Raw genomic sequence first — 4,584 nt, 5'->3', positions numbered from 1 at the left:
TGGTAGTGTGGGGTCTCCCCATGTGAGAGTAGGGAACTGCCAGGCATCAAATAAAGCAGAAAGCTCAGTCGAAAGACTGAGCTTTTTGTTTTGCGTTAAAAAAGAACCCCGGGCCGAAAGGTGCGGGTTTTTTGCTGTGCGGGCATATCTCCCCGGTGGCGCTGCACTGACCGGGGATACGGATCCTCAGGCATTTGCTGACCGCGCAGCCCGATAACGCCCTGCAACATCATTGCCCCTGCAATCGGGCAAGCCTTCCCCCGCCAGATACGGTAAACTAACGCCGATTTTGCATCAGGAAGCCACTATGAACCACTCCCTCAAACCCTGGAATACCTTTGGCATTGAGCGCTCCGCCAAGACGATTGTACGCGCCGAAACTGAGCAGCAGTTATTAAGCGCCTGGCAAACTGCTGTCGCAGAAGGTCAGCCCACGCTGATTCTTGGGGAAGGCAGTAACGTTCTGTTTCTGAACGACTATGCCGGTACGGTGATCATCAACCGGATTATGGGGATCGAGGTGAGCGAAACCCCGGAAGCCTGGTGCTTGCACGTCGGTGCTGGTGAAAACTGGCATCAACTGGTGCAGTTCACGCTACAGCATGCGATGCCAGGACTGGAAAACCTGGCATTGATCCCTGGATGCGCAGGGTCTTCGCCGATCCAGAATATTGGCGCCTACGGTGTCGAGCTGCAGCGGGTTTGCGAATATGTTGACTGCATCGAGCTGGAAACGGGTCGTAAGGAACGTCTTTCAGCAGAGGAATGCCGTTTTGGCTATCGCGACAGCATCTTCAAACATGAATATCAGGATCGCTACGCCATCGTCGCGATTGGATTATCGTTGGCGAAAGTATGGCAGCCGGTGCTGAGCTATGGTGATTTAACGCGTCTTGATCCACAGACCGTCACCCCACAGCAGGTATTCGATTCCGTTTGTCATATGCGAATGACTAAGTTGCCGGATCCAAAGATTAACGGCAATGCCGGAAGCTTCTTTAAGAACCCGATCGTCAGCGCTCAGGTTGCTGAAGCGCTGCTGGCGCAATTCCCCCAGGCGCCGCATTATCCGCAGGCAAACGGCACCGTCAAGCTGGCCGCGGGCTGGTTAATCGATCAATGTCAGCTCAAAGGGCAACGCATTGGCGGCGCGGCTGTCCATCGACAACAGGCCCTGGTACTCATTAATGAAGATCGAGCGACCAGCGAGGACGTGGTAAAACTAGCCCATTACGTTCGCCAGCAGGTGGGTGAGAAATTCGATGTATGGCTTCAGCCCGAGGTGCGCTTCATTGGAACGCATGGTGAAGTCAACGCAGAGGAGAGCATTGCGTGAAAGACCATACAATTCCCTTAACGTTGATTTCTATCCTGGCTGATGGCGAGTTCCACTCAGGTGAACAGCTTGGTGAGCAGTTAGGTATGAGCCGGGCGGCGATTAATAAGCATATCCAGACCTTACGCGACTGGGGCGTCGATGTGTTTACTGTGCCAGGTAAGGGTTATAGCCTGCCAGAGCCCATTCATCTGTTGGATGAGAAAAAGATTTCCCAACAGATCGAACATGGCCGAGTGACGGTTCTCCCCGTGATTGACTCCACTAACCAATATTTACTGGACAGGCTTGATGAGCTGACATCCGGGGATGCCTGTGTGGCTGAATATCAGCAGGCTGGGCGAGGACGGCGAGGTAGAAAATGGTTCTCGCCCTTTGGCGCCAATCTTTATCTCTCGATGTTCTGGCGCCTGGAGCAGGGGCCGGCAGCGGCTATTGGACTTAGCCTGGTAATTGGTATCGTGATTGCTGAAGTTCTGCAGCAGCTCGGGGCCGATCAGGTACGGGTGAAATGGCCAAACGATATTTACCTGCAAGATCGTAAACTGTCAGGGATCCTCGTGGAACTGACCGGGAAAACGGGCGATGCCGCATTAATCGTTAGCGGCGCGGGTATTAATCTTGTTATGCGTCGCGTGGAGTCTGACGTCGTCAATCAGGGCTGGATAAGCCTTCAGGAAGCGGGGGTTATCATCGATCGCAACCTCCTCGCCGCGCGCCTGATTAAAGAGCTACGTCTGGGCCTCGAACTGTTCGAGCAGGAAGGGTTAGCGCCCTATCTGCCGCGCTGGGAAAAACTGGATAACTTTATTCATCGTCCGGTAAAACTCATTATCGGTGATAAAGAGATCTATGGAATTTCCCGAGGCATTGACGCGCAGGGTGCACTATTGCTGGAACAGGATGGAGTGATAAAAGCCTGGGTTGGCGGTGAAATATCATTGCGCAGCGCAGAATAAAAAAGGGAGCTTCGGCTCCCTTTGCTTTATTTACGTAAGCGTACCTGATTCACAGAATGATTGGCGCTTTTGGTCATAATCAGGCTGGCGCGCTCACGGGTTGGTAGTATATTTTCCTTGAGATTCATTAAGTTAATCTCATTCCATAGCGAGGTGGCAATATCTACCGCTTCTTCCTTAGACAGCTTTGCGTAATTGTGGAAATAGGAGTCAGGATCGGTAAACGCCCCTTCACGGAATTTGAGAAAACGGTTGATATACCAGCTTTTCAATAATTCTTCCGGTGCATCGACATAAATAGAAAAATCGACAAAATCGGATACAAATACATGATGGGGATCGTGCGGATAATCCATTCCACTTTGCAGAACGTTGAGCCCCTCAAGAATTAAAATATCCGGTTGTGCGACGGTTTTGTCGCCGTCTGGAATAACATCATAAATCAGATGGGAATAAACCGGTGCGGTTGCCTGCGGTACACCTGATTTAAGGTCGGAGACAAACTTCACCAGTCGATGCATATCATAGGACTGCGGAAAGCCTTTCTTCTTCATTAACCCGCGTTCTTTCAATACCGAGTTAGGGTGCAAAAATCCGTCAGTGGTGATGAGTTCAACATGGCGGTGCTCTGGCCAACGGCTAAGCAAGGCCTGCAGTACACGGGCTGTGGTGCTTTTTCCTACCGCAACACTGCCAGCAATGCTGATGATATAGGGAATTCGTTGACCATTGGTGCCAAGAAATTGTTCGAGGACAGCCTGACGACGCAGGTTAGAACTGATATAGAAATTGAGCAAACGCGACAGTGGCAAATAGATCTCAGCAACCTCTTCCAGAGAGAGATCTTCGTTGATGCCTTTTAACCGCGTGATTTCATCCTCGGTTAACGTCATCGGGACAGAATCACGAAGTGCAGCCCATTGGTGGCGGTTAAATTGTAGGTACGGTGTCATTAACGTCTGCTCTTTTTGGCTCATAAGCATGTTCTTACCATCACCGAATACGTCGAAACGGCGATGCTTCACACGAGTTAATCAGGACAATGGGCAGGAGGGTAACACCAGATAGCCGGGAATAATAAGAAAAAAACTCATTGAATGCTGCATTCTCGTGTCAGCATCACAAGAGATGAATAAGTTTCTTATTCTGGGTAAAGGATGTGCGTTGCTGATGGGATAAGCGCTAATGGGCTGTATATCTTTCTGTCAGCTGTCGGAGAGTGTTCTCGGTGACAGACCATGCCCGAAAGAGGCTGACGAGCCGATTTCCTGGCGAATATTTGCACTCCGCTGTTTGAAATTACACCATTTTTCCGCGGAAGAGCACAAAATGTGAGCAAGAGAACGTTTTATGCAAATTTTTAGTTGCATGAACTCGCTCCTCTCCCTAGAATGCGCGCTACTTGATGCCGACTTAGCTCAGTAGGTAGAGCAACTGACTTGTAATCAGTAGGTCACCAGTTCGATTCCGGTAGTCGGCACCATAACAATTTGGGTGGGGTTCCCGAGCGGCCAAAGGGAGCAGACTGTAAATCTGCCGTCATCGACTTCGAAGGTTCGAATCCTTCCCCCACCACCACTTTCTGGCGACGCTTTGCGTAGCCGGAGTTGGTTGGGTAAACTAATCAGCTCAACATTAAAGAGAGCAATCTCTTTTTTGTGACAGAAAGAACTGGGTAGCCGAGTTTCAGGATGCGGGCATCGTATAATGGCTATTACCTCAGCCTTCCAAGCTGATGATGCGGGTTCGATTCCCGCTGCCCGCTCCAGACGTGCTGATATGGCTCAGTTGGTAGAGCGCACCCTTGGTAAGGGTGAGGTCCCCAGTTCGACTCTGGGTATCAGCACCACTTCTTTATCTCTCCTTCCCTGTTTCTCTCTGTTTATTGCATTCAACAAGTCGGGCATGTTGCCTGGTTGATGTGGTGATATCACCGATTTATCCGTGTCTTAGAGGGACAATCGATGTCTAAAGAAAAGTTTGAACGTACAAAACCGCACGTTAACGTCGGTACTATCGGCCACGTTGACCATGGTAAAACAACGCTGACCGCTGCAATCACTACCGTACTGGCTAAAACCTACGGCGGTGCTGCTCGCGCATTCGACCAGATCGATAACGCACCGGAAGAAAAAGCTCGTGGTATCACCATCAACACTTCCCACGTTGAATATGACACCCCGACTCGCCACTACGCGCACGTAGACTGCCCGGGCCACGCCGACTATGTTAAAAACATGATCACCGGTGCTGCGCAGATGGACGGCGCGATCCTGGTTGTTGCTGCGA

General features: G+C 50.8%; 4 protein-coding genes and 4 tRNA genes. 7 read left to right on the top strand and 1 reads right to left on the bottom strand.

The features are described from left to right. Window positions 1-307 precede the first annotated feature (307 nt). Both murB and birA read left to right on the top strand, forming a co-directional pair. Window positions 308-1,336, top strand: a complete 1,029-nt coding sequence (gene murB / locus CWM53_RS05630) for a UDP-N-acetylmuramate dehydrogenase (RefSeq protein ID WP_074387395.1) — start codon at window positions 308-310, stop codon at window positions 1,334-1,336. Beyond that, window positions 1,333-2,295, top strand: coding sequence for a bifunctional biotin--[acetyl-CoA-carboxylase] ligase/biotin operon repressor BirA (gene birA / locus CWM53_RS05625; RefSeq protein WP_074387394.1), 963 nt, complete (start codon window positions 1,333-1,335; stop codon window positions 2,293-2,295). Before murB ends, birA begins: the two co-directional genes overlap by 4 nt. A 26-nt stretch (window positions 2,296-2,321) precedes the next feature. Here the strand turns inward: birA and coaA are convergent, their stop codons facing one another. Beyond that, entirely contained in the window at window positions 2,322-3,272 is a 951-nt protein-coding gene (gene coaA, locus CWM53_RS05620) for a type I pantothenate kinase (protein ID WP_012543215.1), read from the bottom strand. A 430-nt stretch (window positions 3,273-3,702) separates the two neighbouring features. Between coaA and CWM53_RS05615 the strand changes: the two genes are divergently transcribed. The 5 genes from CWM53_RS05615 to CWM53_RS05595 all read left to right on the top strand — a co-directional run. Next, window positions 3,703-3,778 (top strand) — tRNA-Thr (locus CWM53_RS05615). A 10-nt stretch (window positions 3,779-3,788) separates the two neighbouring features. Next, window positions 3,789-3,873 (top strand) — tRNA-Tyr (locus CWM53_RS05610). A 115-nt stretch (window positions 3,874-3,988) separates the two neighbouring features. Beyond that, a tRNA-Gly gene (locus CWM53_RS05605) sits at window positions 3,989-4,063 on the top strand. A 5-nt stretch (window positions 4,064-4,068) separates the two neighbouring features. Further along, window positions 4,069-4,144, top strand: a tRNA-Thr gene (locus tag CWM53_RS05600). A gap of 115 nt (window positions 4,145-4,259) precedes the next feature. Beyond that, window positions 4,260-4,584: GTP-binding protein (locus CWM53_RS05595; RefSeq protein WP_032314999.1), on the top strand; the 325-nt coding region annotated here is incomplete at its 3' end.

The sequence above is a fragment of the Klebsiella sp. A-Nf5 genome, assembly GCF_002810545.1.
Classification (GTDB): domain Bacteria; phylum Pseudomonadota; class Gammaproteobacteria; order Enterobacterales; family Enterobacteriaceae; genus Klebsiella; species Klebsiella variicola.
The sequence above is the reverse complement of the archived record's forward strand: the minus strand, read 5'-3'. Positions and strand labels throughout refer to the sequence as shown.